The organism is Candidatus Methylobacter favarea (assembly GCF_902806695.1).
Lineage (GTDB): Bacteria > Pseudomonadota > Gammaproteobacteria > Methylococcales > Methylomonadaceae > Methylobacter_B > Methylobacter_B favarea.
On the sequence record NZ_CADCXN010000001.1, the window covers coordinates 95127 to 115233 of the forward strand.

Below are 20107 nucleotides of genomic sequence, written 5' to 3' on the forward strand. Positions count from 1 at the left end.
CAAAACAACATTACTTTGCAAAATCCCAACAAACGGGCTATGATTGCCTTAAATAATTACTAACTTGAACAATAAGTGCGGGTCGACATCAAAATATCATGAGCGAAACTCAAATATCGTTGAACAACCCAAAATCGCTTTGTCAATTGCCTGACCCGGACTTTCAGGCGCTATTGCTTGAAGGCGTATCCAGAACGTTTGCCCTAACCATTCCTCAATTGCCGGATAAACTTTATCCTGCGGTAGGTAATGCTTATCTGTTATGCCGCATTGTCGATACTATAGAAGATGAAATTTCACTCACTGCCGGGCAAAAAAAATATTTTTGTTCGGAATTTACCGGCCTGGTTAAAACCGGCACCGGTTCCGAGACCTTCGCCGTAGAACTGGCGCCATTGCTTTCCGAGCAAACTCTTCCGGCCGAGCACACATTAATCAATGTATTGCCGCGGGTTATCGAGATCACGCATAAATTTGATCCCGACCAGATCAATGCACTGTCTTCCTGCGTAGAAACTATGGGCCAGGGCATGAGTTTATTCCAATCCCAGAATCTGCATCATGGTCTCGCCACCCTCTCAGACATGAATAGCTATTGCTATTATGTGGCCGGCTGCGTGGGTGAAATGCTAGCTAAACTTTTTTGCCATTACTCACCGGAAATTGCCCAGCATAAAGAGCAACTGCTTGACTTATCGGTGTCTTTTGGCCAGGGATTGCAAATGACCAATATATTGAAAGATATTTGGGATGATGCAGAGCGGGGCGTCTGCTGGTTGCCGCAGGACATTTTTACGGAAACAGGGTTTGACCTTAAAACCCTGAGCCATGAAGCCAACCATGAGAATTTCCGAAAAGGCCTCGAACATTTAATTAGCATTGCTTACGGCCACCTGCATAACGCCCTGGTTTTTACGCAATTGATCCCGGCTCATGAAACCGGCATCCGCAATTTCTGTTTATGGGCATTGGGCATGGCGGTTTTGACCCTGAGAAAGATCAAACAGAACCTGGAATTCCAAAAATCCGAACAGGTCAAGATAACGCGCAGCAGCGTTAAAGCAACGATCCTGGCAACCCGATTAACCGGACGCAGCAATATGATGCTATCTCTGCTTTTTAACTTCGCAAGCCGCGGACTGAAATGTCCCGACTGGACATATTCCCTTTCATCCTCACATTGCGCTTCAGATCCTGCTGCTTATGCTTTTCATGCCCCTGCAGGGGCAAAGATCCGGCAGCCGTCGAAAGCCAAATCAGAGCAGCCGTCGAAAGCCAAATCAGATAGTTAAGGACATAAAATGTTTACCGAAGCAACTACATCGATAAATATCAGCCGTGCATCAAGCTCATCGACTGCTATTAATTCCCACGCATTCGATCTTGATAAAGCCATAAGTAAAGCCCGGGATAAATTATTAAGTCTTCAGGATAAAGAAGGTTTTTGGGTGTTTGAGCTGGAAGCAGATTGTACGATTTCAGCAGAATATATTATGATGATGCACTATATTGGTGAAATCGACGAATCGCTACAGGCCAAAATTGCCAATTACTTGAGAGCCCGGCAATCTGAAGAGGGGGGTTATCCGTTATTTACCGGGGGCCCTAGTGAGATCAGTTGCAGTGTTAAAGTCTATTATGCCTTGAAAATGGCCGGTGATTCCATCGACTCGTACCATATGACCCGCTTAAGAAATTATATTCTAAGTCAGGGCGGCGCTGCGAAAGCCAATGTTTTTACCCGAATTGCTCTGGCCACTTTTAAACAGCTGCCCTGGCGCGGCGTTCCCTATATTCCTGTGGAAATCATGCTGTTGCCCAAATGGTTTCCTTTCCATTTGGACAAGGTCTCGTATTGGTCCAGAACAGTGATGGTGCCATTGCTTATTCTCTGCACTCTAAAAGCGAGCGCCAAAAACCCCGATAATATCGATGTGCTGGAACTTTTTGTTACCCATCCTGATAAAGAAAAACACTACTTCCCCCAGCGAACCCTGTTAAATAAAATCTTTCTGGGACTGGATGCCATGGGCCGTATCGCTGGCCCCTTTATTCCCAAAAAAATGCGCGAACTTGCTATCGAAAAAGCCAAGGATTGGTTTATTGAACGACTGAATGGCGAAGATGGTCTGGGCGGTATTTTTCCTGCCATGGTCAATTCTTATGAAGCCATGCTGCTTTTAGGCCTGCCTAAAGACCATGAGCATGTGATTATGGCGCGCAAAGCCATAGATAAGTTACTCATTATTAATGAACAGGATGCTTATTGCCAGCCCTGTCTTTCTCCGGTTTGGGATACAGCCCTTGCCGCACTTGCTTTGCAGGAAGTCGACAAAATCGCTAATCATAAAAGCCTGGCTGACGCGTATAGCTGGCTTAAATCCAAACAACTATCCAACGAACCTGGCGACTGGCAAGTTTCCAGGCCGTATCTGGAAGGCGGCGGCTGGGCGTTTCAATTTAATAATCCCCACTATCCGGATGTCGATGACACGGCAGTCGTCGCCTTTGCCATGGCGAATTCTAATTTGCCGGATCTGGAAGAATCGATCCATCGAGCACTTCGCTGGATTACCGGCATGCAATCCAAAAATGGCGGTTTTGGGGCTTTTGATGTGGACAATACTCATTATTACCTGAATGAAATTCCGTTTGCCGATCATGGCGCCTTATTAGACCCGCCTACAGCCGATGTAAGCGCGCGCTGCGCCATGCTTATGGCCAGGGTAGCCAGTACTCATGCCGAATATCTGCCTGCTCTGGAACGCACGCTTGCCTATCTCCGCAATGAACAGGAAAAAAATGGCTCATGGTTTGGCCGTTGGGGAACCAATTACATTTATGGCACATGGTCTGTTTTATTCGGACTGGAACAAACCGCCATACCTAAAAATGATCCTGTCTATACCAGGGCTGTAAAATGGTTAAAAAGCGTACAACGTGAAGACGGCGGCTGGGGAGAAGACAATTACAGTTATCATGATATAAGCCATAGCGGAAAATACCGTTTCAGCACCGCATTTCAGACTGCATGGGCACTGTTGGGATTGATGGCAGCCGGCGAAGCCCAAAGTCCCGAAGTGAAGGCCGGCATTTATTTCTTACTGCGTAGCCAACAAGCGGATGGGGTCTGGAATGATAAATGTTATACTGCCCCGGGTTTTCCCAAGGTTTTTTATCTTAAATACCACGGTTACGACAAGTACTTCCCGCTTTGGGCGCTTGCTCGATACCGCAATGAGCTTAACAAAAAGTGATCACTGGCATCGTTGTTGCCTTACCCGAAGAAATCAGCACCCTGACGACAAAAAGAATTGCCAAGGGGAATTGCCTTTTCATTGCCGATAAAATATTAGTCGCTTATTCAGGGGCCGGCTCTAAAAATGCCCAAACAGCTGCCGAGCTTCTGGTTTCCAAAGGCGTAACCCGGCTAATCAGCTGGGGCTGCGCCGCCGCCCTCAGTTCATTAGTAAAACCGGGGGATTTGACATTGGCGGCAACACTGATCGATGCGGAGTATACTCGGATTGATATTAACTCTCCGTGGCACCGCAGCACTAAAAATCTGCTATCGCAATCTATAGTAGTGCATACCGGCCAGTTAGCTGAAAGTAAAAGCCTGATTTCCTCCAGCAAAGACAAAAAACAACTGCAATCAAAAACCGGCGCAATCGCCCTGGACATGGAAAGTATCGCTATCGCTAAAGTGGCCAAACAACACAAGCTGGCTTTTTTGGCTATCCGGGCTATTGCCGATCCTGTTACCATGGATTTGCCAGAAGCGGTAAATCACTCGCTTAATGATCAGGGTGATATCCTTTTAGGAAAGTTACTTTTTTTTATTGTGCGACATCCGGCTCAACTGCCTGGTTTAATAAAGCTGGCCCTGCACTTCCATGCGGCAAGGAAAACCTTAAAACAGGTTGCAGAAGATATTGATAATGTGATTTGTTTTAGTCACTTTACGCCGACAGCAATATAGATGTCATGCGCAGACATCATTCCGGTTTATATGAAAAAGATTTTTTAACGAGCCTGTATAGTAGTTTCGGTTTAGCTTTCGTCTTACTCGAAGATAAGGCAAATATTAATTTATTACTATTCACAGGCATTTCTTTTACACTAATCTCTTCTTTAATAGTTCTTTCTGCTTTTTGTACTCTCGAGGGCGTGAAGAGGTACAGACAGCAAGGCAACCTAGTTTTGAGGTAAACATGACTTTCAGCATCGCCGATCTCGTTGCTCAACATAGCAGTGATAAATTTGATCTGCATGAACAGCATCTCAATAACCAAATGGTTAGAATGTTAAAAACCATAGGCTATGACCGGCATTACAAAAGAGCTATCGGGCAATATCTTTATGACCAGAATGATACCGAATATCTGGATTTATTAAGTGGTTTCGGCGTATTTGCCATTGGCCGCAACCACCCTGCGGTTATCAGCGCATTGCAGGAAACCTTGACCCTGGAACTGCCTAATCTGGTGCAAATGGATGTGTCGATACTCAGCGGTTTGCTAGCCAAGGCAATTCTGAAAACCACTCCGGATAATCTGGGCAAGATGTTTTTCTGCAATTCAGGAACCGAATCGGTAGAAGCGGCCATCAAATTTGCCCGTTATGTCACCAGACGGGAAAAAATTGTTTTTTGCGAACATGGCTATCATGGCCTGACCCTGGGAGCTTTGTCCTTGAATGGCGAAAAAATCTTCCGCGAAGGTTTTGGCCCGCTACTGCCCGAGTGCCGTGCAATTCCTTTTAATGATCTTGAGTCCCTGGAAAAAGCATTAGCCGGTAAAGATGTTGCCGCATTTATTGTGGAACCTGTGCAGGGAAAAGGCGTTAATGTACCGGATGACCATTATTTGCCTGAAGTTGAACGTTTGTGTAAAAAGTACGGCACTTTGTTTGTAGCTGATGAAGTTCAAACGGGCTTAGGACGGACCGGTAAATTCTGGGCAGTAGATCACTGGCAGGTGAAACCCGATATGATCTGTATGGCCAAGGCGTTATCGGGAGGTTTTGTTCCGGTAGGCGCAGTCGCCATGACGCAAAAAATCATGGATACGGTTTTTAACCGTATGGACCGCGCTATTGTCCATGGCTCAACCTTTTCCAAAAACAATATGGCAATGGCTGCCGGTCTTGCTACGCTGCGCGTTATGGAAGATGAAAAACTGGTAGAAAACGGAGCCAGAATCGGCACAGATATCATCAACAGCCTGAGCGCCCTGACTGAAAAGTATGAGTTTCTGAAAGAAGTTCGAGGCAAGGGCATGATGATTGCCATTGAATTCAAATCACCCAAGAGCCTGAAGCTGAAAGCTGCCTGGGGGATGCTGGAAGCCGCCAATAAAGGTCTGTTCTGCCAAATGATCACCATTCCTTTATTTAAAGAACACCACATGCTGACTCAGGTTGCAGGTCATGGCATGAATGTAGTTAAACTGTTGCCGCCTTTAACTCTGACGCAAAAAGACCGCGATCATATTATCACCGCATTTGATAAAGCCATTGCTGATACTCACCAGATTCCGGGTTCAATCTGGGACTTGGGCAAGAACCTGGCTAGTCATGCGCTGAAAGTCAAAAAAAGCCAGTAAGGCAGGCGACAGCAATGAAAAATACATTTCAGTTAAGCTTGCTGTTTATTCTTTTGATCCAGCCGCCATTACTTTTTGCACATGCGGTAATAACTTCTCATTCCTTAAAAATTGCTCCCTTGCGCCCTGCCCGGCAAGAAAAAGTAGAACTTACCTTTAATTCCCAAATAGAATTGGGATTGTCGCAAATTTTCCTGGTCCATAAGGGCGATAAACATGAATTGCTGCATGCAGTCAAAGGTAGGCAGCAGGGCCATATTATTGTAGATATTCCCCCCTTAAAAACCGGTCATTATGCCATCCGGTTCAGAATTTTTGCCGCCGACGGTCATTTAACAGAGGATGTTATTCATTTTACTGTCGAAGCCTTGCCCTCCGATACCAAGGCTAAGGACAGCAACTCCAATAGCAGCAGGTTCTGATAATGGCCGGGATAGCTGACTTTCTTGATTCGCTGGTTGGCGGATTTGATCTGATTTGTTTCTCACTCGTGATCGGGGGGCTGTTCTGGGGCCTTTTTGTTTTACGTGCGTGGAACAACCCTAATCAATACAATGATGTATTGATGCAAAAAACCGTGGCCCTTCTATATAAAGGGGGTTTTGCGCTGGCCTTAGCCCAACTTTTAAAAATTATCCTTAAAATCTGGTTAATGACGGCCCTGCTCAATAGATGGCCTTTTCCTGAATTTGCCGCCACTACGCAATTCCTGGGCGGCACTTTGCGCATGACGCTGGCTTTACTCCTGGCCGGATATTGTTACCGGTATTTGCGTAAAAATCCATTCTCCCAATATCACTGGAGAATCGCTGCAGCGGCGGCTTTGCCCATGATTATTTCCGGAGCCTGGCTGGTTCATGCGGCCGGTCGTTTTGAAAACCAGTTTATGCTCATGTCGCTGACAGTCATCCATCAATTGGCTGCGGCGGCCTGGGTTGGCGGAGTTTTCCAGCTGGTTAATCTGTGGTTTTTACATTCCGCCAAACGTATTCCAGCCGAATTATGGCCTTTATTGCTACGACGATTCACTGCTTTTGGCATAGCTTCGGTCGCCATGATTTTGATCTCGGGCGTGCCTATCGCCCTGCAATATATCGACACCTGGAATGGCCTTATCGGTACCGGCTACGGCAATTTATTGCTGGTAAAAGTAACATTACTGGTAATGGCCCTGGGGTTTGCCTGGTTAAATAAATCAGCCGTTCTGGAATTTGGCATTTCAGGCAATCACCGGCGTTTAAACCATTGCGTCCCTTATTATATTGAAGCGGAAACATTCGTCTTAATCACCTTGTTATTTACTGCCGGCAGCCTGGCTTCCCAGCCTCCGGCCATTGACATTGCCAACCTGACCGCAAGCTGGCAGGAAGTCCTGGATACCTTTAGCCCGCGAATCCCGCGAATAAACTCTCCTACTCATGAAGATCTTATAGCAGGCGAAGCAGGCCGTGTTGCTATCGTAGGCCAGATACCCTCATTAGCGGCAACGGAATGGTCAAATTACAATCATAATATTGCCGGAATTTTTCTGACAGTCATGAGTATCTTTGCCATGCTGTCTTATGCCAGATCAAATAGCTCCGCTCCGGATAAGTTTCTGGGCTGGACTCAATACTGGCCTTTCGGTTTTGTCGCTCTGGGTGTATTTCTGTTTTTCCGCAGCGATGCTGAAACCTGGCCATTAGGGCCTATAGGTTTCTGGGAAAGTACTTTTAATAACGGTGAAGTATTGCAGCATAGAATTGCGACATTTCTGGTATTTGTGTTGGGTATAATGGAACTGCGCGCCAGAATGACAAGAAATTCGCATGCCAAACTAGCCTTTGTATTTCCTATTTTGACTGCGTTTGGCGGATTAATGCTGCTGACCCATTCACATACCGGATTTCAACCTAAAAGCGCATTTCTTATCCAGATAGGCCACACCTCAATGGGTGTTTTTTCTCTCATTATGGCATGCGGACGTTGGCTGGAACTAAAACTGGACAGTCCGGGCAAGGACATTGCCGGTTTTATTTCTGTTGCTGCCTTGTTTCAGATGGGACTCATCCTGATGTTCTATCGCGAACCTCTTTATTAATATGAACACATCAAACAAATATCCCTTGCTTAAAAACATTCATATCCCTGCCGATCTTCGCAAACTGCCAAAAGACATGCTAAAACCATTAGCCAAGGAACTGCGTGAGTTTTTAACGCAGTCGGTAAGCATTTCGGGCGGCCATTTTTCCGCCGGGCTGGGTACCGTTGAACTGACTATAGCCTTGCATTATGTCTTCGATACGCCGTCTGATCAGTTGGTCTGGGATGTCGGTCATCAGGCATATCCGCACAAGATCCTGACCGGGCGCAAAGACCGGATGACGACGATTCGTACCCGGGGCGGCCTATCCGCTTTTCCGAGCCGGGCAGAGAGTGAATACGATGCCTTTGGCGTCGGTCATTCCAGTACGTCGATCAGCGCAGCGTTAGGGATGGCGATTGCCTCGGAACTGAAGGGTGAAGACAAGCAAATGGTGGCTATTATCGGCGATGGCAGCATTACCGGCGGGATGGCGTATGAGGCAATGAATCATGCTGGCTGCATCGATGCCAATTTGCTGGTCATTCTGAACGATAATGATATGTCGATTTCACCTAACGTCGGAGCAATGAATAATTATCTGACCAAGATTTTATCCAGCAAACTGTATTCATCAGTACGCGAGGAAAGCAAGAAAGTATTGAGCAGAATGCCCAGTGTCTGGGAGCTCGCCCGACGCACGGAAGAACATATGAAAGGCATGATTGTGCCGGGTACTTTATTCGAGGAACTGGGCTTTAATTATATCGGCCCGATTGACGGCCATGATCTGGATATGCTGGTGTCTACGCTGGAAAATCTTAAGGGTATTTCCGGCCCGCGCTTTTTACATATCGTCACCCGCAAAGGTAAAGGTTACCCTCCGGCTGAAAAAGATCCTTTGGCCTATCACGGCGTGCCGGCTTTTGATCCAACCAAGGATTGTTTGCCCAAATCAGCGCCATCCCCGCATCCAACCTATACGGAAGTATTTGGCAACTGGCTGTGTGATATGGCCAGACAGGACAAGCGTTTATTGGCGATTACCCCGGCGATGCGCGAGGGCTCCGGTCTGGTGAAATTTTCCGAGCAATTTCCAAAACGCTATTTTGATGTGGCCATTGCCGAGCAACATGCCGTAACACTGGCAGCAGGCCAGTCCTGTCAGGGCGCCAAACCGGTAATTGCCATATATTCCACATTTTTGCAGCGGGCTTACGACCAGCTGATTCATGATGTCGCGCTGCAAAATCTGGATGTTCTGTTTGCGCTGGATCGAGCCGGTGTAGTCGGCCCGGATGGACCTACCCACGCCGGCAGTTTTGATTATACCTATATGCGCTGTATTCCCAATATGCTGGTTATGGCGCCGGCTGACGAAAATGAATGCCGGCAGATGCTCACTACCGGTTTCAGGCATCAAGGTCCGGCATCAGTGCGTTATCCGCGCGGTAAAGGACCTGGAGTTACTGTTGAAAATTCCCTGACCGAGCTGCCGGTAGGCCAGGCGGAACTGCGTTATCAGGGCAGCCGCATTGCCATCTTGGCCTGGGGCAGCATGGTGACTCCGGCTGTAGCTGCGGGCAAGCATTTGGGCGCGACCGTGGTGAATATGCGTTTTGTCAAGCCCATAGATGAAGCGCTTATTCTGGAATTGGCCAAAAGCCATGAAATATTCATCACTGTGGAAGAAAATGTCATTTCCGGCGGCGCGGGCAGCGCCGTGAGTGAGTTCCTGCAAGCGCAGCATATTCTGATGCCGGTATTAAATATCGGCCTGCCGGACAGCTTTATTGACCAGGGAACCCGGGAAGAACTGCTGGCTATCTGCAGGCTTGATGCCCCGGGCATAATTGCCCAGATTGAAACATTTTGTGCCTGAAGGTTCCACTCCACTATAAAGTTTGCGACGGATATTTTATTCTTCGTATACTTTGTGATAGAAATACAATTCCGGCAATATCCTTGTGTTAACCAGTTATGTTGGAAATAATACCTCTTCCGGTCTTAACCGATAACTACATTTACCTGCTTAATGAACCGGTATCAAATGAGACGGCTGTTGTCGATCCGGCCCTGGCCCAGCCGGTTCTTGATATTCTGGATAAGAAAAACTGGAAGCTGACCTATATTCTCAATACGCATCACCATTGGGATCATGTGGGCGGCAATCTGGAGCTGAAACAGAAAACCGGCTGTAAAATTATCGCGGCCGAATCAGACCGGGACAGGATTCCAGGCATTGATATTGGCCTTAAGGAAGATGATGTTATGGTAATCGGCAAGCAATCGGCTCAAATCATTTCAACGCCCGGCCATACCAGCGGGCATATTGTTTACTATTTCGCTGAAGACAATAGCCTGTTTTGCGGCGATACTTTATTTGTAATGGGATGCGGCCGACTGTTTGAAGGCACCGCCGGACAAATGTGGAATTCGCTGCAGAAATTGAAAGCGTTGCCTCCATCAACCCGGCTATATTGCACTCATGAATACACTCTGGCCAATGGGCGCTTTGCGCTAAGCGTGGAACCCTATAACCTTGCATTGCAAAAGAGGATGATTGATGTGCGGCAACTCAGAGCGGAAAATAAACCAACCGTCCCTTCAACTATTGAACAGGAAAGGGCAACCAATCCGTTCTTCAGGGCTGACAGTTTAACGATTCAAAAAAACCTGAACATGCAAAGTCAGCCGCATGTTCAGGTCTTTGCCGAGCTGAGAAAACGCAAGGATTCGTTTTGATTAAAATAAAATTATGGCTTTATTCGGCGCCGGAAGATTTCGGCACCCAGAGATCACTTAAAACCAGGCTTGTTTCAATAAATGGCGGCGCCTGCACCCGCTCATTTTCCTGCCAGGTGTGTTCCAGCAGCCAATGCCCTTCATGCAGACTGTAAACTTCCAAAGTCCAGCAATCCGGGTCAACCAGCCATAACCAGCTGACGCCCTGTTCAGCATAAATAGGCATTTTCACGGCGCGGTCGATGCGCGCTGTAGCGGGCGATAATATTTCGCATGCCCAGTCCGGCGCTATGCTGATATAGGCTCCTTCGGGAAATTGCGGCAGGCTTTCGCGCCGCCAGCCCGCCAAATCCGGCACAAGAATATGTTTATCCAGGTGTAATTCAGGCTCAAACAATATCCACTAGCCGCCCGGACCGCCTTTTCCCCGTTGATATGGGCTGACAAATTCATCCCCTATAACAGAGGCTGCAAGGGCATGCCTGGGCGCAGGACGCGGTTGAGTTATCAATTGACCGTGCAGAATTTCGCCGATCAGATTATCGGGCAAGTCGAACAGATCTTCATAGGTTGCTAAACGGAAAGCTGGTTGAGTCATGTTTTAATCCTCTAAGCCTAGTTTAATTATCCGATCTGTATTCGGTCTGAAGCAGGAAATAAGAAAAAACTCCCCCTTCTCACCGCCGCGTTCAAATACTAAAAAACATCAGCCTTTCGGCCGCATATGCGGAAACAATAATACATCGCGAATGGAAGGCGCGTCGGTAAACAGCATGACCAAACGGTCGATGCCTATGCCCTCGCCTGCTGTCGGCGGCATCCCGTGTTCCAGAGCGACGATATAATCCGCATCAAAGTGCATGGCTTCATCATCGCCGGCTTCTTTTTCCTCCACCTGTTTCCGGAAGCGATTCGCCTGATCTTCGGCATCATTCAGTTCGGTAAAGCCATTGGCAATTTCACGGCCGCCGACAAAGAATTCAAACCGGTCAGTCACCTGCGGATTATCGTCATTACGCCTTGCCAAGGGCGAGACTTCAACAGGATAAGCGGTAATGAAGGTGGGATTCATCAAGCGATGCTCAACGGTCTTTTCAAAAATCTCGATCTGTATTTTACCCAGGCCATAGTTTTCCTTTAGGGATAAACCGAGCTTTTCAGCTACCTTGACGGCCGCCTCGCGGTTATCAATATCGCCGGCTTGTAATGCGGGATTAAAGTGCAAAATCGAATCAAATACCGTCAATCGATCGAAGGGCTTGCCGAATTCGTATTGCTCGCCCTGATAGGTGATAACCGTCCGGCCCAGCACTTCTTCCGCCAAACCGCGCAGCATGGCTTCGGTCAAATCCATCAAATCCTGATACTCAGCATAAGCCTGGTAAAACTCCAGCATGGTAAATTCAGGGTTATGCCGGCTTGAAAGCCCTTCATTACGAAAATTGCGGTTGATTTCGAAAACTTTCTCAAAGCCGCCGACCACCAATCTTTTTAAATACAGTTCCGGGGCAATACGCAGATATAAGCCCATATCCAGCGCATTATGATGCGTGGTGAAAGGCCGTGCGGTTGCGCCGCCCGGAATCGCCTGCATCATCGGCGTTTCAACTTCCAGAAATTGGCGATCGATCAGGAACTGACGGATAAAAGCTATAACCCTGGAGCGCATTAAAAAAGTTTTGCGCGACTGCTCACTCATAATCAAGTCCAGATAGCGCTGCCTGTATTTGATTTCCTGATCTGCAACACCGTGGAATTTTTCCGGCAAAGGCCGCAAAGCCTTGGTTAGCAGTCGAATATCATCGACCTTGACGCTGAGTTCGCCGGTCTGTGTTTTAAACAATACGCCTTCGACGCCGACAATATCGCCAATATCCCATTTCTTGAAGTGATCGTTGTAAAAACCTTCAGCCAGTGCATCACGAGTCACATAAAGCTGTATCTGGCCGGACATATCCTGAATATGCGCGAAACTCGCTTTACCCATAACTCGACGGGTCATTAGCCGGCCGGCCAGTTTTACGCGTACCAGTTCGGTTTCCAGCTCTTCCTTGGATTTTTCCCCGTATTCAGCCAGCAGTTCGCCTGCAACCACATTGCGGCGAAAATCGGTGGGAAAAGCAATACCGTTCGCCCGCAAATCCTTTAATTTGCTGCGGCGCTGTTTGATTTGTTCCTGCTCGTCGTGCTCAATTTCTGACATTTGTAATAACTGGCTCTTTATTTTTACCACAGAGAATACGAAGGTCCCGAAAGAGAGAAAAAATAGATCTCGTACTCTTCATGACTTTCGCGGCATTGATTTTTTACAGCCCGCTCTTCAAGCTCGCCTCGATAAACTGATCCAGGTCGCCGTCCAGAACGGCCTGCGTATTGCCGGTTTCCACACCGGTGCGCAAGTCCTTGATGCGTGACTGATCCAGCACATAGGAACGTATCTGGCTGCCCCAGCCTATATCGGATTTGGAATCTTCGAGAGCCTGTTGCGTCTCGCTGCGCTTGCGCATTTCCAGTTCATACAATTTGGCTTTCAATTGCTTCATCGCGGTATCGCGGTTTTTATGCTGTGAGCGGTCGCTTTGACATTGCACGACAATACCGGTGGGAGTATGCGTCATGCGCACAGCCGATTCAGTCTTGTTGATATGCTGGCCGCCGGCACCGCTGGCGCGATAGACATCGACACGGACATCGGCCGGGTTAATGTCTATATCAATATCGTCATTAATTTCCGGCGAAACAAACACTGAGGCAAAGGATGTATGGCGGCGGTTGCCTGAATCAAAAGGCGATTTTCGCACCAGCCGGTGCACGCCCGTTTCAGTGCGCAGCCAGCCAAAGGCATAATCGCCTTCGAATTTAATCGTGGCGCTTTTGATGCCGGCGACATCGCCCTGCGATTCTTCAATCAACTCGGTTTTAAACCCTTTACGCTCGCCCCAGCGTAAAAACATGCGTTCAATCATGGCTGCCCAGTCCTGCGCTTCAGTACCGCCGGAACCGGACTGTATGTCAAGAAACGCATTATTGGCATCCATTTCGCCCGAGAACATGCGCCGGAACTCAAGAGCCGCCACTTTGGTTTCAAGATGAGCCAAATCGGCTACGACAGTATTAACGGTTTGTTCATCTCCTTCATCAACCGCCATCATCAGCAGTTCTTCGGCATCCTCCAGACCGCGTTCCAATTCATTAATCGTATTAACGATAACTTCCAGTTGTCCTCGTTCCTTGCCTAAAGCCTGCGCCTCTTCCGGGTAATTCCAGATTTTCGGGTAAGCCAGCTCTCTTAATACTTCAACCAGCCGCTCACTCTTGACATCAAAGTCAAAGATACCCCCTTAGGGCATTACCACGGCTTTTCAGGTCGGCTATTTTATTTTTAATCGGATTTATTTCTTGCATAGGATTTAACTGATGATAATACCCCAGCTTGTTGAGCTCGGGACTATGAAACCTAAAAAAACACAAATTGTAAACTATAATCTGGCGGCTCGCATGCAGAACCTGTTACAAGCCTGATAAGTAAAGTACCCTTAACGCAGGCATGACCAGAAACATCTGCTGCTTATTTTTCTAAACATTATTATGTAGGTTATAAATGACAAGCTCGAATTAAACCCCGGTAACGACTATTTATTATTCCGCCAAATTGCTGCCAAGTGCGCCAGGAAAAGTTAATCCCAGCGGTCGTCCCGGACCTGTACTTTTCCCTTCTCAATTCGCACTGGAAAAGAATGAATGTTTTCATAGGCAGGCGGGGATTTGACTTCGCCGGTCCTTACACAAAAACGCGCGCCATGACGAGGACAGATAATTTCGTCGCCTTCCAGTACCCCGCTGGCGATTTCCGCTCCATCATGAGTACAGACATCTTCAATAGCGTAAAAATTGCCTTCAATTTTAAAGACGGCAATTTCTGTCCCATCCACGTCAACGACCATATTTTCACCATCGGCTAAGGCGTTTTCACCTGCTACATTTATCCATTCGGACATTTCAAGACCTTTTGACTTATCAGACCTGTTTAAACTTTAATAGTGTTTGACTATAGTATAGCGTTACGCCGCCTTTGGATAGCATTGCAAGCTAATAGGAATTCGTCACTTTCTTCAATAATAAAAACCTCTCCAGAGATCAAAATGGACAATCTTCACTTCTATCTACAAAACTTTTTATCATTATTGACTACAGGAAATATTCGCGAAATCTCGACAACAACGGCAACCAGCTTTGCCCTGATTGCCGCAGCTGAAATTGGTGATAAAAGCCAACTGGTCTGCATGACCCTGGCATCCCGCTATAGAGCCTTGCCGGTCATGCTTGGCGCTATAGCCGCCTTTGCCTTTTTAAATACCCTGGCCGTGGTTTTTGGCATCGCCATCGCCAGCTGGCTTCCGCATTATATAGTAGCAGCAACGGTGTCTGTGTTGTTTGCCATTTTCGGCATTCATTCCTTGCGCCTTCTCGGAAGTAATGGAAATGAAGTAATCAAGGAGAAAAGCGGCCACAGTATTTTCTTTGCCACTTTTTTATTGATTGCAATGGCTGAATTCGGCGATAAAACCCAGCTTGCCGTCGTTGCCTTAACCAGTACTACCGTGCCGCTTGCAGTATGGCTGGGTTCTACAGCCGCCCTGACGTTAACATCAGCTTTGGGAATTATAACCGGCCGCGCTTTTATAAAGCGAATTTCTTTAATTTTGCTACACAAGATCAGCGGAACCATTTTTCTGATTCTATCTGTTTTTGCGGCCTATCGCAGTTATATCAGTTATCCCGCCTGATAGCCAATCAGTGCCCGTCTTTGACATTACAAAAGCGTTCATAGCTTAGCGGGCCCATAATACCCCTTAATCCATGAACGCCTACGGGTGGCCGGTAATCAGATATTCATCTATTTGATACAGAACCAATTAAATACCGACATGGTTGAATTTACTGAGGATAACCCTGCTGCTGCGGATAGCCTTGCTGCTGCGGATAGCCTTGTTGTTGAGGATATCCCTGCTGTTGGGGATAGCCCTGTTGCTGTTGCTGGCTACCTTGCTGGGAGCCCGCATTCTGATTGGCGACAATTGCTAATTCCACACGACGATTCTGCGCCCTGTTAGCCTCACTGGTATTAGAGACTTTCGGCATTCTCTCGCCCATTCCCTGTTGAGTAAGCCGGGAATAATGCACATTATGCTGGGATAAATAATTTGAAACACTGGCAGCGCGTTGTTCAGACAACCTCTGGTTATAATTATCGGCGCCTATGTCATCAGTATGCCCTGTTATCGTAATTTTTGAATCCGGATACTGGTTTAATACATTAGCTACCGAGTCCAGAGCACTTTGAGCCTGCGGAGTCAAATTTGCAGAATCAAATCCGAAAGTAATATTGCTGGGCATAGTCAAATTAAGCGTATTTTCAGCCGTACGCTGCACTTCAATACCGGTGCCCTGCAATGATTGCTGCAATTCTTTTTGCTGATGATCCATATAAGCGCCAACAGCCGCGCCCACAGCACCGCCTGCTAAGGCTCCAAAACCGGCATTCTTAAGATCGTTGCCGCCGAATAACGTGCCCGCGCCCGCACCCACCGCAGCTCCTATGCCGCCGCCTTTGGCGGTATTGCTGATAGTGGATTGGCCTGTATAAGGATCAGTAACACAGGCCGCCAAAAGCATCGAGCTTATGCCTGTAATTAATAATTTCTTTTTCATAAATTCACTGCCTTTAGTTATACAAATTTGTCGATAAAATATACCCATAGAAACTTAACAAACGCTGAATAAAGCTACCATCATGTTAAGACCAATAGCTGAGAACTCTGCGGCAAGGAAACCTTCAAACAGAACCTGTCACAGCCTGAATTTCACGCTAATAAATCGGGGAGTCCCACTGCTTTTGAATACATTATCCAATCACTTGGCAATAGGAAAATAACCTCGTCGATAAGCCGTGCTCGAGCTTTCGGATTATTTGGCATACCTCACATAAAAGTAACGGTTAATGCATGCCCTGTTCACGGCATCCGCCTCATAAGTAATATAACCGTAAATAAAACCGGCTCATGTACGCAAGCTGGCTTTAATGCCTGGCCTGAAAGGTTTTTTTGCGATATTCAAACAGGGCGATAACCAGAATATAAACCAGTAGCAGTTCACTGGCGGATAGCCATGGCTTGCGGCCGGTATAAATTCGCAGTCCTTCCTGCATGAAATACAAAGCCATGCCCAAGCCGATATAGCCGATAATACGTTTAACATCATAATCGACCGGGTAATATTTTCGCCCCAGTAAATACGACATTATAGCCATACTTGCATAACAGGCCAGTGTCGCCCAGGCCGAACCTGCATATCCGTAAACAGGAATCCACCAGACGTTAAGCACGACTGTCAGCACTGCTCCTGCTAACGATACGATAGCGCCTATCAGTGTATGGTCAGTGAGTTTATACCAGATAGACAGGTTCACATAAATACCGAGGCACAGATTCGCAAGCAATAAAACCGGCACTACTTCAAGTCCTGCTCTAAATTCATCGCCGACGAAAAATTTAAAGAAATCAATAAATAATGTCACCAGCAGAAATATGAATACGCAAAATATGACAAAAAACCTAAGCACGTCAGCGTAAATCCTGCGGGCGTCTTTTTGATCGGCATAGGCAAAGAAAAATGGCTCGGCCGCATAGCGAAAAGCCTGGATGAATAGCGACATCAGTATGGACAGCTTATAACAGGCGCTGTAAATACCCAGCATTTTCATGTTGGTCTGAAAGTCATAAGGCAACAGGTATTTTAGCAGCACGCGATCGAGCATTTCATTGATAATCCCGGCGAAACCGATAACCACCATAGGCAGCGAATAGCGAATCATGCGCCCGAACAAGGCTTTATTAAAGCCCCAGGCAAGCCCGATTAATTGCGGCGTCAGCAATAAAAACTTGAAGATGCTGGCTATCAGGTTGGCAATGAATATGTAGCCGACACCTATGGCCGGATTATAATTTCTTGCTAGCCAGGCATAAGGATTTTCCGCGTAAATTCTGGGCCAGTAAATGATGAAAAACAGGCTTAGCAGGACGGTTATCATTATTTCCGTAATTTTTATACCGGCAAAACGCAAGGCCTTGTTTTCCGCCCGCAGACGCGCAAAAGGGATGGCGGAAATCGCATCCAGAACCAGAATAATGGCAAACCACAATATGTATTCGGGATGATCGGGATAACGCAGTAAAGCTGAAAGCTCAGGATTAATGACTGCTATAAGCAGAAGAAATCCGAGATTGACCAGCACGACAAATAATAAGGCTGTTGAATAGGCTACATCCCTGCCTGTTGACTGCTTGTCACGAAAACGAAAATAGCCGGTTTCAAAACCGAACAAAAGCAGTACGGAAAAAAAGCCGGCATAGGCATAAAATTCCGATACCACGCCGTATTGCGCCGCTGAAAAGTGATAGGTATACAACGGTACCAACAGGTAATTGAGGAAGCGGCCAAAAATACTGCTAATGCCGTAGATTGCAGTTTGAGACGCGAGTTTTTTTATAATACCCATAGGTAACGGAGTCTTTAAGTAACAGGGTAATCGCAGGTGAAGCGCAAAATTATACATGAATCAGCTTAGCCGAGGCTGTTTATGCTCAGCGGACCCGATTAACTTTATAGTTAAAACAGAAGCTTATGGAGCATATCTTCCAGTATTCCACAGCCCGGAAGCTGTATTAATTAAAGTGCGCTTTTGAGTTGAATAGCCGGCTATGTTTTTCATGCAAAAAAATGGCCAAGCATTGAACCTGCTTGCTGTTTAAAAACAGGCTCAACAGTAATTTCCCTATCATCCCTCGTAGTGGTATTTCTTTTCTTTAGACTTATTACAGAACATTTGCATAGTCCTGTTCCAGTTGCCGGAAATTCATTGACGACATGAAGCGGCTGAAACTTAGCCAGGCGGAAAGCCCCATCAGATCGGTGAACTGCGGCGGCAAAAAGCGCGGCGCAATGACGGTGCCTTCTTCAACCAGATCGACCAGTACTTTCATATCTTCAAGCATGGTCTTACCGCAGAACAGCAGGGGAATGCGATCCGGTTTGCCTTTGCTGACCGCCAGACGCATAAAATTATAGGTCAGCACAAAGCCTTTGATATAAGTAAGGTCTTTGGTAAAAGGCATGCCATCCGGACTACTGCCTCTGAATACCCGGCTGCTGAGCGTATAGCTTTCTTCCTCATCCAGTCCTTTGTCCCTGAAAAAAGTAAATATATCCATAAAATCTGCGCCTTGTTCAGTAAGCGTGATAGCGCGCACGCGGTTAATCAGGCGCATCAGCCGGTGTGGCGTGGAGCTCAATGTCAATATTTCCATTAATACCGCCAGCCCTTCCTGGGTAATAGTGGCCGACGGCGGCCCTTTACCAAGAAATGTGCAGTAGGGCTGGGCCAGGCCATTCAGCGTAGTGCCCAGATGCACCCAAATTTCATGTACTTCTAGAACGCGCAGATCGCGCATATTAAATAATGCGTCCGCGCGCAGCTTGATGTAATCGGTACCGGCTGCAGAATCGGCGAGGATACCATCACTGATCATTGCCCGCAGGCCATCACCCGGAAAGAGGCCTTCTATTTTTTCATTGAGAATGGCCACCGCATCTTTGGCCTGAATTGTTTTCGGATCTTCCAGCAGGAAGTCCAGTTTCAGCAGTTGAGACAGGGTTTCTTCCATCATAGTGCCTAAATCGGCAATAGTCGGGTCGCCGACATGAAAAACATCCTGGGCCGAGCCGTATAATTCCTGGGAAATATTGGAAAATGCAGGAGTTCCCCTGGCTTCAAGCATATTAACTACATCCTGGTATTCGCGGCAAATCCGGCGCATGATAACACTCAGCGGATTGAGTTGGCCAAGCTTGCGCACTAAAGCCCGTTCAATCTGGTAAAACTCGTGTTTTTTTTCCTTGGGATCAAACCCCAGCGGACGATTTAAATAATACTCAGGCGTCACTAACGGCAGATTTTTGCAGTTACCTTTAAAAAAAGCCTGCTTGATATGGTCGTCCCATTTGATAGCATCGAGAATACGGATGGGTTGCTGGGCCTTGACAATTCGATCAGAGAGCGTTTTGACTTCAACCAGATAAGCGGAGGGTTTGAGGTTTTTTTTAGGCATGGGGAGTCTCAGTTGGGCCAGCAGCGTTCAAAAAGAAGTAATTACCCGGATTAGTCATACCCATAGCAGAACCAAAGCCAATATATCAACAAATTAACAAAGCCCAAGGAAATTCCATCCAGGTCAAATTCAAAAAATCCCAGCGTACTGCCATGTTTTTCCGTATGTTGAATAATAATATTCCTGGAAACGCCCTGGGTCAGTAATTTACCCGCAATAGCGCTGCACGCCGCCAAAGCTATCAGTGGCTTCAGCCCCAAGGTTAGCCAACGTAGGCCAATAAAGCCCACTCACATATAAAAATACCGATTTTACTTACTGCACAATCAGTATAAATACCGCAATCAGAACCATTACGGATATATTCACTAAGGATTACGCCCGCCTAAAATCTTATATGTTAACCACTGCTTAATTATACTGGGTATTCAGCACACCCGAATTGCTGAATCTCATTGAAGAAAAAATTTCTCTTCGTGGTCCCGTCGGTTAAAAGTCAATTTCCGACATCTTTATTATATTCAAAT

General features: G+C 46.9%; 16 protein-coding genes and 1 pseudogene. 9 read left to right on the plus strand and 8 right to left on the minus strand.

The genetic code is table 11. From position 1 onward, the window contains the following. The first annotated feature begins 98 nt into the window (after positions 1-98). The 8 genes from HUX64_RS00420 to gloB all read left to right on the plus strand — a co-directional run bounded on the left by HUX64_RS00420 (position 99) and on the right by gloB (position 10413). Complete coding sequence (locus HUX64_RS00420) at positions 99-1292, plus strand: phytoene/squalene synthase family protein (protein ID WP_174624273.1); 1194 nt, start codon at positions 99-101, stop codon at positions 1290-1292. Between the two features lie 9 nt (positions 1293-1301). Beyond that, positions 1302-3257, plus strand: coding sequence for a squalene--hopene cyclase (shc, locus tag HUX64_RS00425; protein ID WP_174624274.1), 1956 nt, complete (start codon positions 1302-1304; stop codon positions 3255-3257). Beyond that, positions 3254-3982, plus strand: coding sequence for a phosphorylase family protein (locus HUX64_RS00430; RefSeq protein ID WP_174624275.1), 729 nt, complete (start codon positions 3254-3256; stop codon positions 3980-3982). Before shc ends, HUX64_RS00430 begins: the two co-directional genes overlap by 4 nt. Before the next feature lie 232 nt (positions 3983-4214). Next, positions 4215-5606 (plus strand): aspartate aminotransferase family protein, encoded by a 1392-nt coding sequence (locus HUX64_RS00435; protein WP_174624276.1) that lies wholly within the window; start codon positions 4215-4217, stop codon positions 5604-5606. 14 nt (positions 5607-5620) lie between these two features. Next, positions 5621-6028 carry a copper resistance CopC family protein gene (locus tag HUX64_RS00440; protein ID WP_174624277.1) on the plus strand — a complete coding sequence of 136 codons (408 nt, stop codon included), beginning with the start codon at positions 5621-5623 and terminating at the stop codon, positions 6026-6028. Positions 6029-6030: 2 nt separating this feature from the next. Beyond that, positions 6031-7686: a copper resistance D family protein gene (locus HUX64_RS00445; protein ID WP_174624278.1), complete on the plus strand. Its 1656-nt coding sequence runs from the start codon at positions 6031-6033 to the stop codon at positions 7684-7686. Position 7687: 1 nt separating this feature from the next. Further along, positions 7688-9550, plus strand: coding sequence for a 1-deoxy-D-xylulose-5-phosphate synthase (dxs, locus tag HUX64_RS00450; RefSeq protein WP_174624279.1), 1863 nt, complete (start codon positions 7688-7690; stop codon positions 9548-9550). 98 nt (positions 9551-9648) lie between these two features. Further along, positions 9649-10413, plus strand: coding sequence for a hydroxyacylglutathione hydrolase (gloB, locus tag HUX64_RS00455; protein WP_174624280.1), 765 nt, complete (start codon positions 9649-9651; stop codon positions 10411-10413). Between the two features lie 19 nt (positions 10414-10432). Here the strand turns inward: gloB and HUX64_RS00460 are convergent. The 4 genes and pseudogenes from HUX64_RS00460 to HUX64_RS00475 all read right to left on the minus strand — a co-directional run bounded on the left by HUX64_RS00460 (position 10433) and on the right by HUX64_RS00475 (position 14411). Beyond that, positions 10433-11011: pseudogene (locus tag HUX64_RS00460) on the minus strand (Uma2 family endonuclease). Between the two features lie 108 nt (positions 11012-11119). Next, complete coding sequence (gene lysS, locus HUX64_RS00465) at positions 11120-12616, minus strand: lysine--tRNA ligase (protein WP_174624281.1); 1497 nt, start codon at positions 12614-12616, stop codon at positions 11120-11122. A 103-nt stretch (positions 12617-12719) separates the two neighbouring features. Continuing rightward, positions 12720-13818 (minus strand): peptide chain release factor 2 gene (gene prfB, locus HUX64_RS00470; RefSeq protein ID WP_174624282.1). Its coding sequence is split into 2 segments (ribosomal slippage): positions 12720-13742 and positions 13744-13818, totalling 1098 coding nucleotides; the frame shifts between segments, so codons are not numbered across the junction. Between the two features lie 272 nt (positions 13819-14090). Then, entirely contained in the window at positions 14091-14411 is a 321-nt protein-coding gene (locus HUX64_RS00475) for a non-heme iron oxygenase ferredoxin subunit (protein ID WP_174624283.1), read from the minus strand. A 144-nt stretch (positions 14412-14555) separates the two neighbouring features. Between HUX64_RS00475 and HUX64_RS00480 the strand changes: the two genes are divergently transcribed. Beyond that, positions 14556-15200 (plus strand): TMEM165/GDT1 family protein, encoded by a 645-nt coding sequence (locus HUX64_RS00480; RefSeq protein WP_174624284.1) that lies wholly within the window; start codon positions 14556-14558, stop codon positions 15198-15200. A 151-nt stretch (positions 15201-15351) separates the two neighbouring features. Here the strand turns inward: HUX64_RS00480 and HUX64_RS00485 are convergent, their stop codons facing one another. From HUX64_RS00485 to HUX64_RS00500, 4 genes are all read right to left on the minus strand, one after another. Further along, positions 15352-16125, minus strand: coding sequence for a YiaD family glycine zipper/OmpA-like lipoprotein (locus HUX64_RS00485; RefSeq protein ID WP_174624285.1), 774 nt, complete (start codon positions 16123-16125; stop codon positions 15352-15354). Positions 16126-16492: 367 nt separating this feature from the next. Next, positions 16493-17971, minus strand: a complete 1479-nt coding sequence (locus HUX64_RS00490) for an oligosaccharide flippase family protein (RefSeq protein WP_174624286.1) — start codon at positions 17969-17971, stop codon at positions 16493-16495. A 316-nt stretch (positions 17972-18287) separates the two neighbouring features. Further along, positions 18288-19580 carry a flavohemoglobin expression-modulating QEGLA motif protein gene (locus tag HUX64_RS00495; RefSeq protein ID WP_174624287.1) on the minus strand — a complete coding sequence of 431 codons (1293 nt, stop codon included), beginning with the start codon at positions 19578-19580 and terminating at the stop codon, positions 18288-18290. A gap of 50 nt (positions 19581-19630) precedes the next feature. After that, positions 19631-19840, minus strand: coding sequence for a hypothetical protein (locus tag HUX64_RS00500; protein ID WP_174624288.1), 210 nt, complete (start codon positions 19838-19840; stop codon positions 19631-19633). Positions 19841-20107: the final 267 nt, after the last annotated feature.

Excerpts from the sequence above, each read along its gene's own strand:
- HUX64_RS00420 (WP_174624273.1), top strand. The coding sequence starts at position 99 with ATGAGCGAAACTCAAATATCGTTGAACAACCCAAAATCGCTTTGTCAA.
- shc (WP_174624274.1), top strand. The coding sequence starts at position 1,302 with ATGTTTACCGAAGCAACTACATCGATAAATATCAGCCGTGCATCAAGC.
- HUX64_RS00435 (WP_174624276.1), top strand. The coding sequence starts at position 4,215 with ATGACTTTCAGCATCGCCGATCTCGTTGCTCAACATAGCAGTGATAAA.
- HUX64_RS00440 (WP_174624277.1), top strand. The coding sequence starts at position 5,621 with ATGAAAAATACATTTCAGTTAAGCTTGCTGTTTATTCTTTTGATCCAG.
- HUX64_RS00445 (WP_174624278.1), top strand. The coding sequence starts at position 6,031 with ATGGCCGGGATAGCTGACTTTCTTGATTCGCTGGTTGGCGGATTTGAT.
- dxs (WP_174624279.1), top strand. The coding sequence starts at position 7,688 with ATGAACACATCAAACAAATATCCCTTGCTTAAAAACATTCATATCCCT.
- gloB (WP_174624280.1), top strand. The coding sequence starts at position 9,649 with ATGTTGGAAATAATACCTCTTCCGGTCTTAACCGATAACTACATTTAC.
- lysS (WP_174624281.1), bottom strand. The coding sequence starts at position 12,616 with ATGTCAGAAATTGAGCACGACGAGCAGGAACAAATCAAACAGCGCCGC.
- HUX64_RS00475 (WP_174624283.1), bottom strand. The coding sequence starts at position 14,411 with ATGTCCGAATGGATAAATGTAGCAGGTGAAAACGCCTTAGCCGATGGT.
- HUX64_RS00480 (WP_174624284.1), top strand. The coding sequence starts at position 14,556 with ATGGACAATCTTCACTTCTATCTACAAAACTTTTTATCATTATTGACT.
- HUX64_RS00485 (WP_174624285.1), bottom strand. The coding sequence starts at position 16,125 with ATGAAAAAGAAATTATTAATTACAGGCATAAGCTCGATGCTTTTGGCG.
- HUX64_RS00490 (WP_174624286.1), bottom strand. The coding sequence starts at position 17,971 with ATGGGTATTATAAAAAAACTCGCGTCTCAAACTGCAATCTACGGCATT.
- HUX64_RS00495 (WP_174624287.1), bottom strand. The coding sequence starts at position 19,580 with ATGCCTAAAAAAAACCTCAAACCCTCCGCTTATCTGGTTGAAGTCAAA.